This window comes from Natrarchaeobius halalkaliphilus (assembly GCF_003841485.1).
GTDB lineage: Archaea > Halobacteriota > Halobacteria > Halobacteriales > Natrialbaceae > Natrarchaeobius > Natrarchaeobius halalkaliphilus.
Map to the genome: position 1 here is coordinate 169848 of NZ_REFY01000006.1, position 20880 is coordinate 190727.

Annotated in this window: 24 protein-coding genes; 15 read left to right on the forward strand and 9 right to left on the reverse strand. The window is 61.3% G+C overall.

Annotated features, from left to right (window positions below; genetic code table 11):
• Positions 1-102 precede the first annotated feature (102 nt).
• Positions 103-498: a hypothetical protein gene (locus tag EA462_RS15385; protein WP_124179464.1), complete on the reverse strand. Its 396-nt coding sequence runs from the start codon at positions 496-498 to the stop codon at positions 103-105.
• Positions 499-655: 157 nt separating this feature from the next.
• Positions 656-1192, reverse strand: a complete 537-nt coding sequence (locus EA462_RS15390; RefSeq protein ID WP_124179465.1) for a hypothetical protein — start codon at positions 1190-1192, stop codon at positions 656-658.
• A 297-nt stretch (positions 1193-1489) separates the two neighbouring features.
• Here EA462_RS15390 and EA462_RS15395 point away from each other — a divergent pair, with 297 nt between their 5' ends.
• Positions 1490-3220 (forward strand): transposase, encoded by a 1731-nt coding sequence (locus EA462_RS15395; protein WP_124179466.1) that lies wholly within the window; start codon positions 1490-1492, stop codon positions 3218-3220.
• A 322-nt stretch (positions 3221-3542) separates the two neighbouring features.
• Here the strand turns inward: EA462_RS15395 and EA462_RS15400 are convergent, their stop codons facing one another.
• Together EA462_RS15400 and EA462_RS15405 are read right to left on the reverse strand one after the other, a co-directional pair.
• Positions 3543-4745: an outer membrane protein assembly factor BamB family protein gene (locus EA462_RS15400; protein ID WP_124179467.1), complete on the reverse strand. Its 1203-nt coding sequence runs from the start codon at positions 4743-4745 to the stop codon at positions 3543-3545.
• Positions 4746-4797: 52 nt separating this feature from the next.
• Positions 4798-6033 carry a PQQ-binding-like beta-propeller repeat protein gene (locus EA462_RS15405; protein ID WP_124179468.1) on the reverse strand — a complete coding sequence of 412 codons (1236 nt, stop codon included), beginning with the start codon at positions 6031-6033 and terminating at the stop codon, positions 4798-4800.
• A gap of 162 nt (positions 6034-6195) precedes the next feature.
• On the opposite strand from EA462_RS15405, the gene EA462_RS15410 reads away from it, so the two are divergent.
• The 4 genes from EA462_RS15410 (at position 6196) to EA462_RS15425 (ending at position 9042) form a co-directional block, all read left to right on the forward strand.
• Complete coding sequence (locus tag EA462_RS15410) at positions 6196-7023, forward strand: hypothetical protein (protein WP_124179469.1); 828 nt, start codon at positions 6196-6198, stop codon at positions 7021-7023.
• A 2-nt stretch (positions 7024-7025) separates the two neighbouring features.
• Complete coding sequence (locus tag EA462_RS15415; RefSeq protein ID WP_124179470.1) at positions 7026-7607, forward strand: PH domain-containing protein; 582 nt, start codon at positions 7026-7028, stop codon at positions 7605-7607.
• A 270-nt stretch (positions 7608-7877) separates the two neighbouring features.
• The gene (locus EA462_RS15420; protein ID WP_124179471.1) at positions 7878-8468 is read left to right on the forward strand and encodes a 50S ribosomal protein L15e; all 591 of its coding nucleotides are present in this window, start codon (positions 7878-7880) and stop codon (positions 8466-8468) included.
• Positions 8469-8607: 139 nt separating this feature from the next.
• Positions 8608-9042, forward strand: coding sequence for a universal stress protein (locus EA462_RS15425; RefSeq protein WP_124179472.1), 435 nt, complete (start codon positions 8608-8610; stop codon positions 9040-9042).
• Positions 9043-9072: 30 nt separating this feature from the next.
• Here the strand turns inward: EA462_RS15425 and EA462_RS15430 are convergent, their stop codons facing one another.
• Positions 9073-9783, reverse strand: a complete 711-nt coding sequence (locus EA462_RS15430) for a phosphoribosyltransferase family protein (RefSeq protein WP_124179473.1) — start codon at positions 9781-9783, stop codon at positions 9073-9075.
• 373 nt (positions 9784-10156) lie between these two features.
• Here EA462_RS15430 and EA462_RS15435 point away from each other — a divergent pair, with 373 nt between their 5' ends.
• On the forward strand, positions 10157-11590 hold the full coding sequence (locus EA462_RS15435) for an MATE family efflux transporter (protein ID WP_124179536.1): 1434 nt from the start codon (positions 10157-10159) through the stop codon (positions 11588-11590).
• Between the two features lie 20 nt (positions 11591-11610).
• Here the strand turns inward: EA462_RS15435 and EA462_RS15440 are convergent, their stop codons facing one another.
• A complete protein-coding gene (locus EA462_RS15440; protein ID WP_124179474.1) occupies positions 11611-13131 on the reverse strand; it encodes a flippase in 1521 nt (506 codons plus the stop codon).
• A 52-nt stretch (positions 13132-13183) separates the two neighbouring features.
• On the reverse strand, positions 13184-13567 hold the full coding sequence (locus EA462_RS15445; protein WP_124179475.1) for an FxLYD domain-containing protein: 384 nt from the start codon (positions 13565-13567) through the stop codon (positions 13184-13186).
• A gap of 108 nt (positions 13568-13675) precedes the next feature.
• On the opposite strand from EA462_RS15445, the gene EA462_RS15450 reads away from it, so the two are divergent.
• From EA462_RS15450 to EA462_RS15490, 9 genes are all read left to right on the forward strand, one after another.
• Positions 13676-14425, forward strand: coding sequence for a DUF2103 domain-containing protein (locus EA462_RS15450; protein WP_124179476.1), 750 nt, complete (start codon positions 13676-13678; stop codon positions 14423-14425).
• 146 nt (positions 14426-14571) lie between these two features.
• Positions 14572-14784, forward strand: a complete 213-nt coding sequence (locus EA462_RS15455) for a hypothetical protein (protein ID WP_124179477.1) — start codon at positions 14572-14574, stop codon at positions 14782-14784.
• Positions 14785-14826: 42 nt separating this feature from the next.
• Positions 14827-15093 carry a 50S ribosomal protein L37ae gene (locus tag EA462_RS15460; protein ID WP_124179478.1) on the forward strand — a complete coding sequence of 89 codons (267 nt, stop codon included), beginning with the start codon at positions 14827-14829 and terminating at the stop codon, positions 15091-15093.
• 20 nt (positions 15094-15113) lie between these two features.
• Complete coding sequence (locus EA462_RS15465) at positions 15114-15248, forward strand: DNA-directed RNA polymerase subunit P (protein ID WP_124179479.1); 135 nt, start codon at positions 15114-15116, stop codon at positions 15246-15248.
• Positions 15249-15254: 6 nt separating this feature from the next.
• Positions 15255-15521: a KEOPS complex subunit Pcc1 gene (locus tag EA462_RS15470; RefSeq protein WP_124179480.1), complete on the forward strand. Its 267-nt coding sequence runs from the start codon at positions 15255-15257 to the stop codon at positions 15519-15521.
• A 214-nt stretch (positions 15522-15735) separates the two neighbouring features.
• Complete coding sequence (locus EA462_RS15475; protein ID WP_124179481.1) at positions 15736-16131, forward strand: prefoldin subunit beta; 396 nt, start codon at positions 15736-15738, stop codon at positions 16129-16131.
• Positions 16132-16392: a DUF3194 domain-containing protein gene (locus EA462_RS15480; protein ID WP_124179482.1), complete on the forward strand. Its 261-nt coding sequence runs from the start codon at positions 16132-16134 to the stop codon at positions 16390-16392.
• A gap of 241 nt (positions 16393-16633) precedes the next feature.
• Positions 16634-17401 carry an ABC transporter ATP-binding protein gene (locus tag EA462_RS15485; RefSeq protein ID WP_124179483.1) on the forward strand — a complete coding sequence of 256 codons (768 nt, stop codon included), beginning with the start codon at positions 16634-16636 and terminating at the stop codon, positions 17399-17401.
• Positions 17398-19011, forward strand: coding sequence for a hypothetical protein (locus tag EA462_RS15490; RefSeq protein ID WP_124179484.1), 1614 nt, complete (start codon positions 17398-17400; stop codon positions 19009-19011). The genes EA462_RS15485 and EA462_RS15490 overlap by 4 nt, the downstream gene beginning before the upstream one ends.
• A 36-nt stretch (positions 19012-19047) precedes the next feature.
• Here EA462_RS15490 and EA462_RS15495 read toward each other — a convergent pair whose 3' ends face one another.
• Complete coding sequence (locus EA462_RS15495) at positions 19048-20118, reverse strand: quinone-dependent dihydroorotate dehydrogenase (protein WP_124179485.1); 1071 nt, start codon at positions 20116-20118, stop codon at positions 19048-19050.
• Positions 20119-20192: 74 nt separating this feature from the next.
• A complete protein-coding gene (locus EA462_RS15500) occupies positions 20193-20552 on the reverse strand; it encodes a (2Fe-2S) ferredoxin domain-containing protein (RefSeq protein ID WP_124179486.1) in 360 nt (119 codons plus the stop codon).
• Positions 20553-20880: the final 328 nt, after the last annotated feature.

Genomic DNA, 20880 nt, shown 5'->3' on the forward strand with positions numbered 1-20880 from the left:
ATGCCCCAAGTTGCCTTGTGTTGAGACGGCCAGTTGGCTGCCGCATGTGCGCTCATTCTGTTCACTCCGGATACAAATCATCCATTAGTTACCATCTTTCACTTACGTGTTCTGTCGGACTCGCATGAACAATGCTGCGATCCCATACTGAATTAACACGGTTAGAACAAACGCAATTCCACCGGTGTACTCGCCGGGAACCACACCGAGAGCGAGTTGATATGTGCCGATGAACAAACCTGCCGTGATCAGCGCGGCTGAGATAGTCCACACTACTGCTGCGCTGCTTGAATACGCGACAGGCCAGTAACGCTCGTATGCGTAAGGAATGAACACTCCGATATTGAGCGCAAGGAATAATCCTCCCGTAGTTGGATCGCCTATCTGAGCAAATACAAACCATGCCACAACAGCAAGGATCACAGAAACAACACTGACCGAGAGATTGCTTGTTAGGTCCTCTTTGAGACGTGCCCCGAGCGACTGATTGTCGGACATGTATCTACGTTGGCAACCGGACAATAAGGTATTTACCCGCATTCGCTGACTCAGCGAATCAGCATTCTTCCGTAGATCTGTTGTAACTATCTACCGCTGATTGGCCATCTCTATAAGATCAATACATCTTCTGTAGTTAGCGTTCAGGAGTTTGTCTTCACTCACTATTCTCTTCGGATTGGTCGTCTGTAATGGGCTCGAGGGATTCTTCCATCCGTTCGAAATGAGCTTTACGGAGCGCTTCCTCTGACGGCTCTTTCTGCACGACAGACGTATCCTCAGGCAGTTCTACGTCCTCATCCACCAATGGATCTACGTCGACCACCATCTTGCGGATCTCCATATCCCGATTGATTTTCCCGACCAGCTGCTCGAACGCCGTCTCACGTTCGTGCCGAATCCGCCGGAGCTCTCGGACCTTCCGCTCGAACTCTGTCTGCACTGCCCAATCATACACGCGACGTCCGAGGATCGTGAGTTCATATCGCTTCTCTGTCCCATGCTCGGTCGGCCTGTGACTCACCGTGAACACGTCGCGCTCAACACCTTCCGAGAGCCGTGAGGACACCGTCGAGCCACTGACCGCAACCGCGTCGACGAGTGCGTTGAACGTCGCTGTTCCCGTCCCGATCTCCGTAATAAGTTCCGCCGCTCCCTTCTTCCGAAGAAACGACTCGAGTTCGTCCAATCCCATCGTACCTTCCTGTTCTCGGCCCACTACTATAAGTCCAAGCAATATTTGATTCACACTGATTCTTGACTCACATCGAATTGTAATCACAATCAATTCTCCAAGTATAGCACGCATACCTCTTCATATGGCTCCCACTACAAGCCAAGAGCAGACAATCGGCATTAATGCACAATCAAATTTTCACTCTATTCTATACTGATATTCGCTCCTTCACAGCAGACGCTTCTACACCCTATCACTCCAGTATCTGGTCGATCGCAGCCCAGAAACAGAGCAGCTTGTCCCGGAGGTGGCTCAATGTCGACTGATCCGTCGGCTGTCGCTGAGTCAATCATTGTCCACGCGGAGACGCTCTGTGAGCGTGAAGACCACCTCTGGGATGCCATCCGGAAACTCTCAATCCCCGTCGACGAACTGGAGGATGCCCGCAATCAGAACCGCGTAACCTTTGGAACTGACGAGATGTTCCGCACGCTCTTATTCAAAGGAATTCGCGGCATCTCCCAGAACGAATTAGCGCAACGACTCGGTCGGGAGCCGAGCTTAGTCAAGAGCTTCCACCTCGATATCACCGATCTCTCGAATACACCGACCCAACAACAGCTCTCGTACACGCACGCGCAGTTCAGCGAGGATACCCAGGAAGTCCTCAATCGCACGGTTGCTGGCGTCCGGCAAGTTGCTCTCGACAACGGTGTCCTCACAGAAGGGCTCGTCCCATCAGTCCCAGCCGAAACCGAGGAAGAGTCACAAAGCGCGAATGAGTACAAGAAGGAGAAGGCCCAGAAGACGCTGACGCTCGCTCGAAAACACGTTATCCCCGAATTCGACACGCATCGAGCAGCCCACAAGACGTACTCCGACGAGGTAATGCTGGATATGTTTGCGAGTATCTGCGCGAACAACGGCAGTGCCCACTCAGAAGCCGAGTACGGCTGGCTCACCGACGACGAACTCATCTGCGACGACTCGACCTTCCTACGAGCAATCAAAAAGATAGCCACGCCCGAAGACTCGGACGGCCAGCTCACGTTCGAGGACTTCGAGGACGATGACTCGATGCCCGAGATCGACCAGATTCGGGACGCTATTATGACGGCGTTCAACGCCGCGACGGAAAACATCATCAACTCGATCCGTGGCGACGATCCCTTCGACTCTCGTGAGACCGTTGCGGCGATCGACATCACCCACGAGCAGTTCCACGTCTGGCCGTGGGAAGACAAGGAGGCGGGGATCGCGAAGCCAGACTACCCGAAGATGGTGAGCGGGTACAAGAATGACGGCGAGTACAAGCGCGGGTACAAGTACGCCACAATCACGCTGGTTGGAGACCACGCACCGATCGTTCTCGGTATTGAGCCGGTCAAAGAGAACTCTGCGTGGGAACCCGACGACTCTCCATCGTACTCGAAAGCCGACTTAGTAAGTCGGTTGCTTGACCGGGCCGAGCAGTTCGTCGACCTGGATCTGGTGATGTTCGATCGTGGATTCTACGTCAATCGCGTGTACGCCGACGTTCACGATCGCGGGCTCACGTACCTCTCGCCGGTTCCGACATATGAGGATGATTTAGAGGATATCCAGAATATTCAGAAACATCCAACGGCGGACGAAGCTGTGAAAAATGATGTCCCGTTCGGAATCGACGGTGAGGTCCACCATGAGGCGGAATTCCTCTATGCGCCGAGTACGAGCGACGATGCTGACGGAAAGTACGCGGTGTTCGTAACGAACCAGGACCGCGTCGAGCCCGAAGATATCTCGAGTGTCGTGAACGGGTACAGTCGTCGGTGGGATATCGAGAACCAGTACAAGTCGATCAAGGATTTCATGCCGAAGACGTCGTCGACGGACTACCGGCTTCGGCTGTGTAACTTCGCGCTGTCGACGCTGATCTACAATCTGTGGCGGCTGACGGATTACCTCATCAAGGTCGCGCTTGACGAGCCGATCCGGTCACCGCCAGTGATCACGGCGAAGACGTTCGTGCGAGCGTTGGGCGACTTCCTGCGTGAGTTCGGGTAACGTTTTTCTCACTCCGAGTTCACTAATTCGGTAGCGGCTGCGCTGTCGATTTTTGCGAATTTTCGAACTAGTTGTCATATAGGTGAATAGTTCGTAGTTGCTAATTCGATCTCGTCCGATTTTCGCACCGAATTGGGAATCACCAGCTCGTGAATTTCCTAGTTTCATTTGTAGGTTTATAAGCACGCGAAGAATGTGGTTGTGACGATTCGGATCCGGGCCACGAGCCGGTCCGTCGAGGGCGAGATAGCGACGCCAGGGGGTCGAAACGAAGAGACTCGAGCGTTTTCGCGTCGAAAACCGACGAATGAGACGAGGTGACTTACGCTTCGGAGCGTTCCAGTTCGTAGGCCGTCTCTTCGATGAACACGCGACCGCTTCCCGTTGCAATCCGCCGGGACCCGTTCTCACGTTCGTACAGGATCGCTCCCGTGTCGGCGTTGAGCGCGGACAACTCGTGTGAATCGCTGACCGTCCACAGGACGCCGTGATCGACGAGCAGCGGGTTGATAACGCTCCCGTCGATTCGCGTCTCCCACAGTAGGTCCCCGTCACTCTCGTCTCGAGCGAGAACCCACCCCGAGCGCGTTCCGCCGTAAATCGTTCCATTGGTGTGAGTGATCCCCGAATCGAAGGTTCGGTCGGGTTCGCGCTCCCAGCGCAGTTCGTCGTCGACCGGGTCGTACGCCTGTAGTTCCGACTCAGCGAAATAGAGGGTGTCTTCGGTTACGATGAACCCGTCAAATCCGATCGAAACGTCCTCCTCGTGGACTCGAGTTCCGGTTTCGCGCTCGAACACGTTCAGTTCCCAGCCGCGGCCGACGTACAGGCGGTCGTCGAAGACGGTGATACCGGAGAAGAATCCCTCGTCGAACTGTTCTTCCCAGCGTACGTCGCCGGTGGTGGTATCGATCGCTCGTATTGACGGGTTCTGATCTTCGTCGGTGCCGCCGGAGTCGGTCACGCCGTAGTAGATCGTCTCGTCGTGGACCGTAAGCGCTCGAAAGTAGGTCTCGGCTCGCTCGCCGTCCGTCTCGTGAACCCAGAGTTGCTCTCCCGTCTCCGAATCGAACGCGTACAGTCGCGCACCGTCGGTGTCTTCCATTCCGGTTGCTGCCGTGACGATCGCACCATCGAGAGAACGGATTCCGCCGCCGTCGTGCTCGGTGATCGCGAAGCGATATCCGTCTTCGATCTCGTCGGACGACCAGTCGATCTCGCCGTGCTCGTCGTAGCGCTCGAGCCGCGTCGTCTCCACCTCATCGGAGTGAGGGGGTCTGACGACACCAACGAACGAACCGTCGTGAAACGCGATACTGTCGACGTCTCGGCTCCACGCCTCGACCAGATCTATCCGTTCGGTATCACGTTCGATTCCGTCGGTTTCCGTCCGAGTGTCGCCGTCCTCACCGTCGGGGCTCGTCTCCGTTCCGTCGTCGGTCTCCCCTGTCGATTGCTCCTGGAGTTGGAGACAGCCGCCCAGCAGTCCCAGCGTCGAGAGCGTACAAAAACCCCGCCGTCGCATGCCTCACTGTTCGGATGACCGCAGATATTCGTTTCGATACGGTCTCCATGTCTCAGTCTCGCTCGACGTCGTAGGCGGTGTAGTAGGGTTCGGGGACGTAGACGCGGCCCTCGAGCGGGGCCATGGGATCGTCGGTTGCGGCCTCCGTCTCGCGGCGGTACAGCGGCGTTCCGTCCGTCGCGTCGAGCGCCCAGACGGTGCTCGTGTCGTCGAACGCCCAGACGATGCCGTCGTCGTATCGCGGCGAGCCGGTGACGCTCCCGACAAGGCGGTACTCCCACCGTTCGCTTCCGTCGTCCGCGTCGTAAGCCGACACGTAGCCCATGTCGTCGCCCGCATAAATCGTCCCGTTGGCGACGGCGATCTGCGAGTGGATGGCGTTCTCGAGAGTGAGCTCCCATTCGACGGCTTCAGTGGCCAGATCGAACGCTTGAACCGACTCGTGGCCCGTAAAGTACAGCGTGTCGCCTCTCCGAGCGAACCTCCCCGAGACGTCGTGTTCCCGCTCGATCTCACCGGTATCCGGATCCAGCGCGTACAGTACGTCATCCGAGACGTACAGCGTGGAGTCGAAGAGAACCGGCCCGTACGGGTGTTCCGTCCCGATCGTTCGTTCCCACTCGATCTCCCGAGAGTCGACCGAAAGCGCCCGGATCGGAACCGCCTCGTCGTCGAACGGCGTTCCCGTGTAGTACACCCGTTCCGTAGTCGCATCGAGCCCTCTCAGCCGATCGAGACCCGTCTCGTGCATCCACAGCTCGGTCCCATCGTCCCCGTCGTAGGCGTAGATTCGGCCATCGTACTCGCCTGGCTCGGACGTGAAGCTCGTGTAGTTGATGAACGCGAACTCGTCCGTTCTCGCGAATCCGTCGCCGTTCATCGGCCAGATGCTGTACCTGTCAGGGTCGCTGCTTTCTGTCGACCACACCACTTCGCCGTCCCGGGTCAGAACGTACACGTCCGGGCTGTCCCTGGCGACGAACTGCCCGTCGGAAACGTACACGTGCGAGAGTTCCAGATCGTGCCAGGCCTCGGTCAACTCGAGTTCGTCAGGCTGGTCGTCGCCGTCGGTATCTTCACCACTCGCTGGTGCCTCGTCGTCGTCACTCCCGCCCGCGTCGTCGCCGTTACCCGGCGTGGAGTGGGTGTCGGCGGACTGTTCGTCCGGCGTCTCCTCGAGAAGCGGCTGCATGCATCCCGCCAGCCCCCCGAGTATCGACAGCGAAGTCACACGCAGCGCCTCCCGCCTGTTCGCGAGACCTCCGACGTTCGATCCCTCCCGTGACATTACGAACTACCGGTGTGTCACTGTTCAAAAACGTATCGAATCCCGTGAATTTGCGACCTAACACGGTACGACGTGCGTGTACCGGGCGAGGCGGGACGGTTTCACGGTTCGAACCTGTCTGATCGGTAGTATTAAATAAGTCAGTTTGTATGGCCCATCTAGATGGTTGCGACACCGCTTCGCGTCGTTCGATACGGGTTCTACGCCGTTTTTGACCCCTCAAAAATCGTCGGAGAACGAACGGCGGTTTACGCACAGACGCGACGCGAGCGGGTCCGAAAGGCGGCCCGGCTGGTTAGTTTCTACCTGACCAATCTGTTCGTCTACGCTGTTCCGTTGACGTACGCCGGTTTCGGCGCCACCGGAACGGTCGGTGATCCGCCCGCCATCGTCGGGGAACTCGCGGTCATCGTCGGCTCGGATCCGGCCACGACCTGGCAGTTCCTGTCTACGCTGATTCAGAACTGCTCGTACCTCCTCCTGTTCTCGGTTCTGACGTTCGGGATGTTTCATCTCGCCGTCTGGCTCACCCGGAACTCGAGTGGGTTTCTCCAGTCGATTCACACCGTCGTCTACAGCACCGGTATCTATCTCGCAGCGATCTTCAGTTTCACCTGGTATCTCTCGACGTCGCCGGCGATCGTCGTCGCTGAGGGGTGGTTGATCTGGATTCAGGCCGAGTTCATTTACACGCTCATCGACCTCGTCGGGGCAAATCTGGAACTCCCCGGTGGACGTCCGGATCCCGTCGATTTGGGCGGCATTACGCAATCCGGAGCGCTCGCGCTCGCCGGCCTGTTCGTCTCGGTCGGCTACTACCTGTACTCGTTGTACCTCGGTAGCCGGATCAACCACGAATCGAACCGATTTGCGGCGCTGATCGCGGTCGCCTTCGTGATCGTCTCACCGATCCTGTTCGTGCTCGGATCGATCCTGCTGGCACTGTCCGCCCAGACCGGCACCGTTGCCGCCGCGTTCCTACCGATTTAGCCATGACACCACAGCAATCCATACCCGACGCCGACGAATCGATCGATGATCAGTCAGCCGAGACCGACGGATCCGATCCGTCACGTCACGAGCGAGTGCGTCTCCGGACGCGACCGACGATCAAACCGCCGCTGGTGTGGATCCTCGTGACGGTCATCGTGGGTGGCGCACTCGCTCTCGCGTCCTTCGCCAACGTCTACGGACTCGAGGACCCCGGTCTCGCATCGATCGTCGGATGGACGGTCGTCTTCGTCGTCTTCGTCGTTTCCCTCCGGTTGCTCGTTCGCATCTACGTCTTGACCCGGACGACGTACACGGTGACCGAGACGGACATTCGCCACGAGTTCTCGCTGTGGTTCAGACAGTACTCGCGGGAGATCCCCCTCGACAGAGTTCGCGGACAGGAGTTCCAGCAGGATCGCATCCAGCGGGTTTTCGGCGTCGGAACGATCTCGGTTCTCACCGGCGGGACGAACGCCAGCCTCGGCTACGTCGAGTTTCAGAACGTGCCGAATCCGAACGAGGTGACAGAAACCGTCCGCGAACAGCGTCTCGCTGCATCGCCCATCGGCGGCCTCGAGTGAGACGATCTGCTGTACGTCGGTTTCGGTGGACCGTCGAACGATCGCGGTCCCACCGGTAGATCGATACGATAGATCGTACGAGTCACCGACGACGGGTGATCGTCGGCCGGGTTCGAAGTCCTTATACCCGAACGACGGATACGTTCGACCGACTCGCTGGTTCGCGGGCATCAGTGGGCACCTGCACGGCATCCGCCGCAGGTCGGGATGTGATCCGCGGGGACGGTCCCCGGTCCGGATTGAACCAGGAAAGGCCCGCAGGTAACACCAATGGCACGAAGCTTCTACTCCCACATCAAGGAGGCATGGAAGGACCCCGACGACGGTAAACTCGGGGAACTGCAGTGGCAACGCAAACAGGAGTGGCGCAAACAGGGCGCGATCGAGCGAATCGATCGTCCAACGCGACTCGACAAAGCGCGCGAACTCGGCTACAAAGCGAAACAGGGAATCGTCGTAACCCGCGTTTCCGTCCGAAAGGGGACGGCACGCAAACAGCGACACAAGGCCGGTCGACGCTCGAAGCGCCAGGGCGTCAACCGCATCGGGCGGCGAAAAAACATCCAGCGCATCGGAGAGGAGCGCGTCTCCCGGAAGTACCCCAACCTGCGGGTGCTCAACAGCTACTGGGTCGGTGAAGACGGCTCACAGAAGTGGTTCGAAGTGATCCTCGTCGATCCGAACCACCCCGCGATCGAAAACGACGACGATCTGAACTGGATCTGCGACGACGCCCACAACAACCGCGCGTTCCGTGGCCTCACTAATGCCGGCAAGGCAAACCGTGGGCTCAACAACCGCGGCAAGGGTGCAGAGAAGGTCCGTCCGTCCAACACCGGTGGACAGGGTCGCGCGAAGTAACGACAGCGAAATCGCGTTCTCGGTTCGCGCATAATCGATCGAAATCGAACAAAACCGATCACGTTTCGTCCGTTCGATAGTTTCCATCGAGCGGGAGCTATGCCCGATATTTAAGCTCTCGGCACGCCTACGTTCGGCCATGACGGATCACATCCTCGTTCCCGTCGACGATTCCAACCGATCGACGCAAGCGATCGAGTTCGCCTGTCGGGAGTACCCGAATGCGACGATCACCGCATTACACGTCCTCGATCCTGGCGATTTCTACGCGGCGACCGGACTCGAGGGTGGTGCGATGGTGAACTACGACGAGATTCACCAGCAACACGAACGACAGGCCGAGACGGTCCTCGAGAACGCACGCGAACTGGCGGCCGAACACGGACGCGAACTCGAGACCGAACAGATGATCGGCAGCGTCTCCCGGTCGATCGTCGATTACGCCGACGAACACGACGTCGATCACGTCGCGATCGGCAGCCACGGCCGAACGGGTGCGAGTCGAATCCTCCTCGGTAGCGTGGCCGAGACGGTGGCCCGGCGCTCGCCGGTCCCCGTAACGATCGTTCGCTGAGGCTATCGCCTCACTGAATTTCTCTCGGAATCAGACGCTCGTGAGCGCGCCGACTGGTGCGTCCGTTCGCCCGCGTGCGCGTTCGATCCCGTCTTCGCCGGCGGCGATGAGGGTGAAGACGCCGGCGACGTCGGCATCGGCCGTTTCGACGATGTCGAGGAGGAGTTCCTGCGTTTCCCCGGAGCGAATGAGGTCATCGACGACCAGAACGGATTCGCCAGCGTCGATCGCGGATGCGGGGAGGTAGTAGGTGAGTTGAATTCCCGATTCGAGTCGTTCACGGGCCTCGATGAACTCCTCGACGGCGGTTTCTTTGCGCTTTTTCGCGTAGGCACAACGCGTCCCGTAGTAGCTCGCAAGCGACGCGGCGAGCGTGATTCCGTCGGTTGCTGCGGTGAGAACGACGTCCGGTCGACCGAACTCGAACCCGTTCGCGATGACGGGCGAAACGAGGTCCAGAAACGGCTGGTCGAAGACGGTCCCGGTGTTGTCGACGTACCCTTCGTCGTCGACCTGGATTCGCGCGCCGAGTTCCTCGGCCAGGGCCGTTCGGCCGAGGTCTTCGACGACGTCGTGTGCGCGGTCGGTTCCGGGGAGAACGTGTCCGTTGACGTATCGGTTGAGATCGCCTGCAGGGAGCCCGGTCGTCACGGCGAGTTCGTCGTACGTTCGCGTTTCTTTCAGCATTCGCAGGACGTCGACGGCTCGTAACTGAAGGGCTGCTTTCTCGGCTCGGTTCATACCACTATGCACGATTCCACAACTATGGGTATTTCGATCGAATTTCTATCCAGGATCGACACGGACGTGGCTCTTTGATTCGAGAAGGTGGCTCTCCGTGGATCGACGTAATCCGTCGCCGCGCTCGAGCGTGTGCCGTCTGGTGGATTTTCCGGACCGGTCGGCGGAATACCCTCCGTTCCGATGTGACCGTCTGACATTCGTTTCGCGTACTGGGCTCTGATCCGACCGGTGATTGAACTTTCGCTCGTTTCGAAGCCGGCAACGCACAGCCGAGAGCCGAGCCCTTTTCAGCCGTCCGGGCCAGGTTCGGACGAGGAACACCGTGTCGGATACCGAACTGGAACGGGACGGGGATCGAAAGCGCGTCGACATGACGACCGGCGTGATCCCTCCGAAACTGCTCCAGCTGGCGTGGCCGCTCGTTCTGGGGAACCTCCTCCAGACGTTCTACAACCTCGCGGATATGTTCTGGGTCGGTCGCGTGGGGAGCGACGCCGTCGCTGCCGTCTCGCTCATGTTCCCGCTCTCGTGGCTGTTCGTCTCGACGGCGATGGGGCTAACCGCCGCGACCATCGCTCTCGTCTCCCAGCACGTCGGCGCTGGCGACGACCGGACGGCTGACAGAGTCGTCGGGCAGACGATTCTACTCGCCCTCGCGGTCTCGAGCGCTCTCGCCGCCGTCGGCCTGTACTTCCGGCGACCCTTGCTGTGGCTGATCGGTGCGCGCGATCAGGTGTTCGTCGAGGCGCTCGCGTACATCGAAGTCATCTTCCTCGCACTACCGTTGACGTTCCTGTTTTTCGCGTTTCGGTCGTCGTTGCAGGGTGCCGGTGACACGAAGACGGCGATGTGGCTGGTCCTCATCTCGGCGGGTATCAACGTCGTTCTCGATCCGTTTTTCATCCTCGGCTGGGGGCCGTTCCCCGAGATGGGAACGCGAGGGGCGGCGGTGGCGACGTTTATCGCTCGAGCGATCGCAGCCGTTGCGGGTATCGTCATCCTCCTCGACGGTCGGTTCGGCGTTCGACTTCGGGTCGGTGATCTCGTGCCGAACCGTGCGATTCAGCGCCGGTTGATCGACGTCGGCTACCCGGCCACGATCGACGGCTGGGCGCGCAGTTTCGCCTCGGTCGCGATGGCGGGATTCGTCGCCCGCTTCGGCGCAGCACCCACCGCGGCGTACGGGATCGGCGTCCGGTTGATGTCAGTCACCTGGGCGGTTTCAGGAGCGGTCGGTGATGCGACGGCGACCGGCGTCGGGCAGAACCTCGGTGCGAAAACGCCCGAGCGGGCCGCAACGGTCGCCAGGACGGCGACCGCGACGACAATGGTGTTCATCTTCGCCGTCGCGGCGATTCTCCTCGCGTTTCCCGCCCAGGCGATGCGGATCTTCGTCGCGGATCCCGACGTGATCGCCGAGGGCGTCGTCTTTCTCCGGATCATGACCCCCTTCTGGGCGCTGTTCGCCGGCGTGATGGTCATCCAGGGAGCGTTCCGCGGAGCCGGCAACACGCGAGAGGCGATGGTCCTCTCGTTCCTCTCGCGGTGGATCTTTCGCGTGCCGGTCGCGCTCGTGCTCGCGTTCGCCTGGACGATTACCGTCCCCGGCGTCGGTCTCACGTTCGCCGCCTTCGACTGGGGCATCGAGGGGATCTGGTGGGCGTACTCGTTCGGTATGGTCGCCTCGTTCGTCGTTGCCGTCGCCTGGTTCCGTCTCGGCACGTGGCGAGAAGCCGTCATCGACGACGGCAGCTCGCCCGGAGACGGCTCGAGTCCACCGGAGACCGACACCGAGTCCGTCTGATGCGTTCGACGCCGGGTCGATCACCGCTCGAACAGGCTAACCGGGAGCCACTTGCGGAGCGCCGGACTGAACTCGGCGGCCATCTGCGCGTCGGCATCGGTGAACGCGTCCATCAGGATCAACGTTCCGAGGTACGTTGCGATCACCACGACCGGAAGGACGGCCACGATCGCGAGGTCGGACTCGAGGACGTAGACGACGGGAACGCCGGCGATCGTGGCCGGGACGCCCGAAGCCACGATCTTCGCGAAATCCCTGGTGAACGGATGAATGCGGTCGAGGTAGTAGATCTCGGCCAGCGTCAGTGCGCCGACCAGAAAGAGCGCCGCCGCGGAGCCGATCGCAGCGCCTTCGATGCCGACGATCGGAACGAGCGCCATCGAGACGATGAAATTGGTTCCGAAGAGTGCAAGCGTGTTGGCGAAGACGATCCGCGAGTAGCCGAGTCCCTGTAACAGCGAGCCGTCCGGACCGCCGAACGTGACGTTGAACAGAAACGCGCCGGCGAGCAGTGCAACGACCGCGCTGGCTTCGGCGTACTGTGGCGTGTACAACACCGCGAGATACGAACTCGCCCCGAGCGAGAGCACGATCGCCACCGGGAGCGTGATCGCGACGATCCAGCGAGCCATGATCCGAAACCGCTGTTGGACCAGTTCGACGTCGTCTCTGGTTTCCGCGATGAGGGGCTTGAACACCGGCGACAGGGAGTTGAAAATGATCATCAGCCCGGAGCCCAGCATGTAGCCGACCCGGTAGATACCGACGTCGTCGGACTCGAGGAAGTACCCCAGAACGAAGTAGTCGACGTGTCCCATCAACACGAAGACGACGCTAGTCATCGCGAGGGGCACGGAGTACGTCACGAGCGGTCCCGGTGCGACGAACTCGAGTTCGGTCGAGAGGAGGTCCCACGCCTTGTAGGTGAAGACGGCCGCGCCGATGGTGATCGCGACGAACAGACCGATGACGTAGCCGGCGATCAGACCCAGGAGCCCGTATCCGACGAGCAATAGAACGGCGGTGACGGCGAAGCGAACGATCGGACGGACGAGATCGCGCATGATGACGCGATACTGCAGCTTTTTGATGCTGTAGTAGGAGGTGAGCAAGACGTTGTAGATCGCGAGCATCGGGATCGTCACGGAGAGGAGCAACAGAGCGATCCGCATCGCCGGCTCCTGGAAGAACTCGCCCACGAAGTCGGAACTCATCGCGAGTGCGAGCGCGACGAGCGAGGACGTCACGAGGACGGTCGCGGTTACCTGGACGATCACGCCCTTTGCCTTGCCGCGTTCTCCCTCGTCTAAATACTGTGGAACGAAGTAGTCGATCGCGAGCGGGAGACCGAGGTTCGCAAACACCTGCATGAACAGAATGACGGACGTCGCGAGAACGAACAGTCCGTAGACGGAAGGGCTGACAAATCGTGTCATCAGCATGACTATTGCGAAGCCGAAGACACCGTTGACGACGTTCCCGACGAACGTGATGCTTCCTTGCTTTGCGAGCGTCGAGATGCCCTCGTCCTGATTCGTCATGTCCCCATACCGGTCGTGTCTCCGCACCGTCACCTGCCAGGTGCATCGCCGCCTAGACGCCAGTCGCCGGTTCGAGTTCGTACGACTCGACCTCGGCAGCTCTCTCCCCGAAGTGTGGAAATTCGACCTCGAACGCCCACTGTTCCCCTGAAGAGACGTCCTCGTCGACGTTCTCGATGACGCTCTCGAGTTGCTCGCCTTCCTCGTCGAAGAAAGTTGCCCGAATCTCGATGTAACTCAGCGTCCGCTCGCCCACGTTTCGAACGACTGCCCAGACGTAGACGCGCTCGTCTTCGGTTCCAGGATCGTCTCGCACGAGGTCGTCCCAGACGATTTCGACGTCTCCGGGCTCCGTGATGTCTTCTCCGTTCTCCTCGACGAAGTCGAGACAGCCGGGTAACACGATCGCGAGCGAGAGGAACGCGCGACGATGCATCTGCCTGCTATTCGCGGGGCCGCATCTTGAGGGTTCTGGCGATCATCGAGAGGCCGCCGATGCGATCAAAAACGCGTCCGTTTTACAGCTTCGTCGGTACCATCCGGTATGGAGTGTCGCCACTGCGGCTCGCCGCTCGAGAAACCCGGCGACTTCTGTCTCGTCTGTCGGGAGTCGAACACCGGCGCGATCGTCCTCGAGGCGGCACGGGACCGGGCGACGATGACGATACTCGCGAGAGCGGATGGCGACGACGAACGACCCACCGACGACACGCAGATCCGAGGGACGACGACGATCACGACGACGCCCGAACGCGGTGAGAACGAACCCGTCGAACTCCGGAATTTCGCTGGACTGATCGGTGACGAAATTCGCCGCAAACGACCCGAGGAGGTCTATGCGGGCGGCGTTCGGTCGGTTATCCGTGCCGTCCGCGCGGACATTCACTACCCGTGCTACCGCGTCGACGACGAGGACCCCGTCGCCGCCGTTCTCGAGCGCCGCGGAAATCGCGCACTCGACGTCGTCGAGACGCCTCCGGCCGAGAAGATCGGCGGCAGCCACACGACGCTCATCGGCGGCCGAACCGGAATGCGAGCCATTCACGCCGTCGCCGACCACCCTCACGTCAAAAAAGTCATCCCCGGTCCGATCGACGCCGGCGGAACCGGTTCCCGGTCCGGTCTCCGGGCGAAAGTCACCCGCGCCGACGGTGGCGGCAACGTTCGCATGCTCTTGCGCGACGGCTCGAGCGTCCAGGAAAACCGTATCGTGACGACCGCCCGCGATCGGGAGATGGGCGAGCGGATCCGCGACGATCTGAACGACGTCCTCTCCGACGAGGAGTTCCGGTAGGCGCTCTCGACGGAACCCGTCGGGCCGGGCCCGCTTTTCCGATCCGTTGGCCGAAACGCACGAATATTGTCACGACCCCGTGGAAGTGTCACCGTCTGCTGGTTGTCCACACCTTATCCGACCAGCGTAATTAGATTTAATTAGCTATGCTCGAGCGTCCCGACGCCGTCCTGGCCGCGATTCCGTTGCTCGCGGCGAGCGGACTGGTCCTTCGGTCGCTGATCGCCGCAACCGGGTTCGGAACCGGATTGCTCGTCGCACCGCTGGCTCCGATCGGCTATCTCGCCGCCTTCGCGCTCGTCGTTCACGAACTCCTCGTCGGACCCGTCGCCCAACGTTCGAACGACGGATCGTCGTGACTCAACAGCTTTAAGAATCCGCTGACGATAGAGAGCAGTACTATGGCCGATAAAGGAACCGTCGGTAGCGCGGGCCGCTTTGGCGCTCGTTACGGTCGAGTCGCACGACGTCGCATCAGCGAGATCGAAGACGACATGAACAACGCCGAAGTCGACGGTGACGACGTCTCTCGCGTCGGGACCGGTATCTGGAAGAACGACGAAACCGGCGAGGTCTTTACCGGCGGTGCGTACCGACCGAAAACGCCAGCCGGTCGCACCGTCACGCGTTCGATCCGCGCCGCACTGGCCGACGACAGCGACGAATAATACCGACGTCGATCACACACATGAGTTACAAGTGTTCCCGCTGCAAACGTGACGTCCAGCTCGATGAGTACGGCGGCGTCCGCTGTCCCTACTGTGGACACCGCGTCCTGCTGAAAGAACGCAGCCGCGACGTCAAGGAAGTCGGCGTCGACTAACGGTTCGTGACTTCTCACGACGCGACTCTCGAGTTCGAGTACGGGTGCGCGTCCACGGCACGTACCGTCGCGGAGAGCGTCCGTCTCGAGATCGGTGATATCGACGACGATCGGTCTCGGACGGCGATCGAGCGAACCGACTCGACGGTCCGCCTCGAGGTCGCTGCCGACGATGCCGTCGCGTTACGGGCGGCGCTGAACACCTGGTTTTCCCTGGTCGACGTCGCAGAGCAGGCCGGAACTCTCGGAGAGTACACGCTCGAGCGGCGCTGATACGGCCTGCTGTCCCGACGTTCTGGCACACCCGCAGACGGCTCGCGGGTACTTCGGAGACGGCTCGCAGCGGACCGCGCGACTGGATGGCTCCGAAACCAGCGAGATCGCCCGCAGTGACGGCCGTTCGTGATCGGATGCCGACTCTCCCGAACCGACCCGCCGATCGAGCGTAAAGCTTGACTTTTTAAGTCCGGAGGGCGACGGTCGAGACATGCAAGGAAACCTGCCGCCGGAAGCACAGGAGAAAATCGAACAGCTTCAGGACCTTCAGGAGACCGCACAGCAGGTCGCCGTCCAGAAGCAGGAAGCCGAATCCACCCTCACGGACGCCGAAAACGCCCTCGACGAACTCGAGAACGTCGACGACGACACCGTGATGTACCGCCAGGTCGGTGAACTCCTCGTCGAGACGGAGTACGACGAGGCCGAGGACGAACTCGATGACAAGGTCAACTCCCTCGAGATCCGTCTCGAGACGCTCGAAAAGCAAGAAGACCGCGTTCAGCAGCAGTTCGAGAGCCTCCAGGAGGAGCTCGAAGGGCTGCTCGGCGGCGGGATGGGCGGCGGCCCGGCCGGTCCGGGCGGCCCGGGCGCTGGCGGCGCGTAAATGACGCAGGCTGAACCGACCGACGAAGCGGTCGTCCAGACCGCATCCGACGCCGCGGAAGGGCTGATCTTCTCGCGGTACAAACAGTCGGTCGTTCGCGACTGTGACGTCACCGTTACGTTCGAAGAGGGCGTCCTCGACGTGGACGTTTACGTAAACGTCCCCGACGACGAGGGAAGCCACGATCCCGAGCGTGTTGCCGACGACGCCGCGCTCGCTGCCCAGGAGGCCGTCGACGAACTGTTTGAGGAATCCGGATAATCCGGCCGGCGAGCAGCGAGGGCGAAGCGTTCAGAATCCGATCTCCCTCTATGCGGACTGCCGTCGGCCGGTTTCGGTGTTACCACGACTGTCCAGCGGATGTACCGGTCGTCGAACCGGCAGACGTCTCACGTCCGCCACCTCCGCGTGTTCGGCCGGATCCGACGACCGCCTTTCGCGCTTACTGTTGGATAACCAAAGCTTAGTGAGGACCGACCACGAAGTCGTATTCGTTCAGACTATGTCCTCCACACCACGAGCGATCGATGCGGACGGATTGACGAAGCGGTTCGGCTCCGCGACCGCCGTCGACGGCGTCGATCTGGCCGTCGAACGCGGGACCGTCTACGGCTTTCTCGGACCGAACGGTGCCGGAAAGACGACGACGATGCGAATGCTGACGACCCTCACCCGTCCAACGGCCGGCAACGCGTGGATCGCAGGCGATCCCGTGACCGACCGTGGCGCTGTGCGTGACTCGATCGGCTACCTCCCCGAAGAGCCGCCGGTCTTCGACGAGCTGACCGGCCGGGAGCAACTCGAGTACACGGCCCGACTACGGGAGATCCCCCGAGAGCGATCACAACGACGGATCGACGGCTGGCTCGAGCGATTTAGCCTGAGCGCCGACGCCGGGAAACGGATCGACGACTACTCGAAGGGAATGCGCCAGAAGATCGGGCTCGTCCAGGCACTGTTGCACGAACCCGCGGTCGTCTTCCTCGACGAGCCGACGAGCGGTCTCGACCCGAGGGCCGCCCGGACCGTCATGAACGCGATCAGAGAATTGGCCGACGACGGCCACACCGTCTTTCTCTCGACGCACATCCTCCCCGTCGTCGAAGAACTCGCGGACACGGTCGGCGTCCTCTTCGACGGGCGAATCGTTACCGAGGGTGATCCCGACGAGCTCACCGCACAGATCGAAAGCGAGGCCGACTCGACGCTCGAAGACGTCTTTCTCACGGTCACGACGGACCACGGTCCCACCGTCAGCGAGCACCGATGACGGAGTGGAACCGCATCCGTGCGATCGCCCGCACCGAACTCCGCCGGACGTCGCGTGCCATCCAGCAGGACGCCGGACAGATGATCGCGTTCGGATTTCTCGCACTCTTTCTGGTTCCGTTCTCGCTCTCCGGGCTGGTCGGTGCCTACGTCTTCGGAGAACAGATAGCATCCGGGGGACTCGAGACGCCGCTTCACTGGGGGCGGCTCGTGCTCGTCTACGGCTGGCTCTTCGTCGCCGTCTTCAGCGGTTACCGCGCGTACTCGTCGGCGCTACGTCCGGATCGACTGGACGGACTCTTGACGACGGTCTCACATCGCGACCTCCTCGGCGGGATCGTCCTTTCGGAGGTCCTCCTCTGGGGACTGGCGACGGTTCTGTACGGCGTCGCCGCGTCGCTTGCGTTCGCCGCCGGTCTGCGATCGATCGTAGCCGCACCGCTTGCGCTCCTCGCGATCTGTCTGGCCGTGTTCACCGCGTTCGCGACCGGCTTTCTCGTCGCACTGGTCGTCCGCAACGCGGGCGTCCGATCGCCGCGGCTGGCCCGCCTTCGGACCGTCGCGTTCCTCCTGGCTGCGATCGCCTACGTCGCTCTCATCTACACGCAGAACGTCACTGCCGCCCTCGATCCGGTGTTCTGGCTGCTCGAGCCGACGCCTATCGGCTGGTACGGTGACCTCGCGCTTCTCGGTGGCGCGTCGGAGGCGTCGCCCGCTCGAGGTGTCGGCGTTCTGGTGGCGAGCGTCCTCTTCCTCCTCGCGAGCGCTCGCGTTCTTTCGACGCTTGCCGAGTGGCTCTGGTACGCTGACGGTGCCCACGCCGAGGTCGACGCTGCGTCGACATCAGCCTCGACGACTGACGGGTCGCGACTCGAGCGGTACCTTCCGCGGTCGGTCGCGGGCGTCGTACTGGCGGACTGGAAGCGCGCCAGACGTGCGCCCATCACGCTGTCGTTCGTCCTCTACCCGCTCATCGTGTTGATCAATCCGATCTTCTCGGTGATCCAGACCGGCACGATCGGAAGCTCGTTTCCGCTGTGGATCGTGCTCACCGTCGGCTGGGTCGCCGGCGTCCTGTTCACGCTCAACGTGCTCGGAAACGAGGGTGCGGTCCTCCCATCGACGGTGCTGACGGCCGGCCCCGAACGCGCGCTCGTGGTCGGACACGTTCTCGCAGGCACGCTGCTGGTCGCACCGATCGCCGTGATCCTGACCGCGGGACTCACACTGTTGAGTCCACGTCCGCTCACGTCCGTCCTCACGCTGACGGTGAGCAGCTTCGTCCTGGTCGTCGCTGCCGCCTCGATCGCGACTGGGATCGGTGCGGTGTTTCCACGGTACGAGGAGATCAACGTCTCTCGAAGCACCAAAGCGATCGTCCCGAGCACGATCGCGTTCGGGATCTACTCCGTGGTCATCGCCCTCGTCGCGCTGCCGACGCTCGTCGGTCACAGCTCGGTGGTCGGTCACGTCATCGAGTCCGCGTTCGGGACCTCCCAGCTCTCGCTCGCGCTCGGTGGAACGATCGGGACGGTGCTTCTCGCCGCTCCCGTGGGATTGCTCTCCATGCGGTACGCGATTCGATCGGTAGAACGGTTTCACCTCGAGTGAGTCCGGCGAGACGAACCCGGCCCGTCTCGAGTATCGTTAGTCGAGATCCGCGCCGACGGCCGCCTGAATCGACGAAAAGCCGTCTCGCTCGAGGAGTTCGACCAGCTCTTTGTTGATGCGGGTTGCGGTCGAGGGACCCTCGTAGACGAATCCGGTGTACAGTTGAACGAGGGACGCACCCGCACGGATCTTCTCGTAGGCGCGCTCGGCCGAATCGACGCCGCCGACGCCGACGATGGGAAGTTCGCCGTCGGTGGCGGCGGCGATCGATCGGATGACCTCGGTCGAGGGATCTGCGAGCGGCTTGCCGCTCATTCCGCCCCACTCCTCTCGATTCGAGTCGGTGGCTCCATCGCGACCGGTCGTCGTATTCGTCGCCACGATCCCGTCGATATCGAACTCGAGAACGATGTCGACGAGCTCGAGAACCGATTTCGTCGGAGAGTCGGGACCGACCTTTACCAGAATCGGCCGATCCTCGTCGTTTTCGTCCTGTAGCGTTTCGAAGATTCGCCGGAGGTGATCGGACGACGTCTCGTCGAACTGTTTGGGCGTGTTCGGACAGGAGACGTTGACCACGACGTAATCCGCAAACGGCGAGAGCCGATCGAAGACTCGCCGGTAGTCCTCGATCGCTTCGTCCTCGCTCGAGGTGTTCATCTTGCCGACGTTGACGCCGAGTGGAATTTTGGGGACGGCGTTTCTCTCGAGTCGATCCCTGACGCGGTCCATTCCCTGCCCGTTGAACCCCATCCGATTGACCATCGCGCGGTCTTCGCGCAACCGAAACAGCCGCGGACGATCGTTACCCGTCTGGGGATACGGCGTCACGGTCCCGATTTCGACGAAGCCGAACCCGAGCGCTTCGAGTGCGTGTGTCACCTCGGCGTTCTTGTCGAACCCGGCCGCCATCCCGACGGGATTCGGGAACGTCGTTCCGAACAGATCCACCTCGAGCGCCGGGTGTTCGTACTGATAGATGTACGACAGTGTGGCTCGCGTCGGCATCGTAGATTGTGCTGCCTTGAGCGTTCGTTTCCCGAGATTGTGTGCTCTTTCGGGCGGGAGTTTGAACGCGAGCGGACGGACCCGCGAGTACAGCGTCATTATGCGTTGACGGTACGTCGAGCGAGCAGGTACGTAAACACCTCGAAGGCTCGCCGCCGGCGGTGGGTGCTATCCTATGACACGCTCGAGTCGACCGCGTCGACTGCTCGCCCGTCGATCGAACCGGCGTCGGTTCCGAACTCCCGTGCGAGGAGGGCGGGAACGTCGTCGGGCGTAACGTCGGCGTACCACTCGTTGCGCGGCTGGATGGCGATCGCCGTCCCGTCTTCGCTACAGAGGCCGAGGCAACCGGTCGTCGTGACGGCGATCGGTGACCAGAACGCGTCCCGGTCTCGAAGCCACGTCTTGACGGCCTGAACGACCGCGTCCGACCCGGCGTCCCGACAGCAGGCGTACTCCGAGTCTCGCCCGTTCGTACAGACGAGGACGTGCGCACCGACCCGGTCTCGTTGGCGGTCGGTTCGGCGCTTCATCGCGGGCGTGTCCGTTCCGTCGTGGGCAATCGCTCGCTCGCTCTATACTGTCCGTTCGACCGGCCAGCCACTCCACGTCGTTCGAATGCGACCGTTTGCGTCGAGTCCATAAAACGCAATTGGACTACTGAAATATAAATTGATCCTCCTCGTGATGGAGCCGCGTTCCGTCCGAGACCGATCACTGGAGAAATAGTATAGATCCGGCAAAAGAGGCCGAAACTCCGAGAAGGCCAGCGGATAACGAAATCGTTTTCCTATGGGTACCGCTTGAGTCGACTAACAACCAGTGCCATGAGTAACCAACGTCGGTCATCTGGAGGGCCGA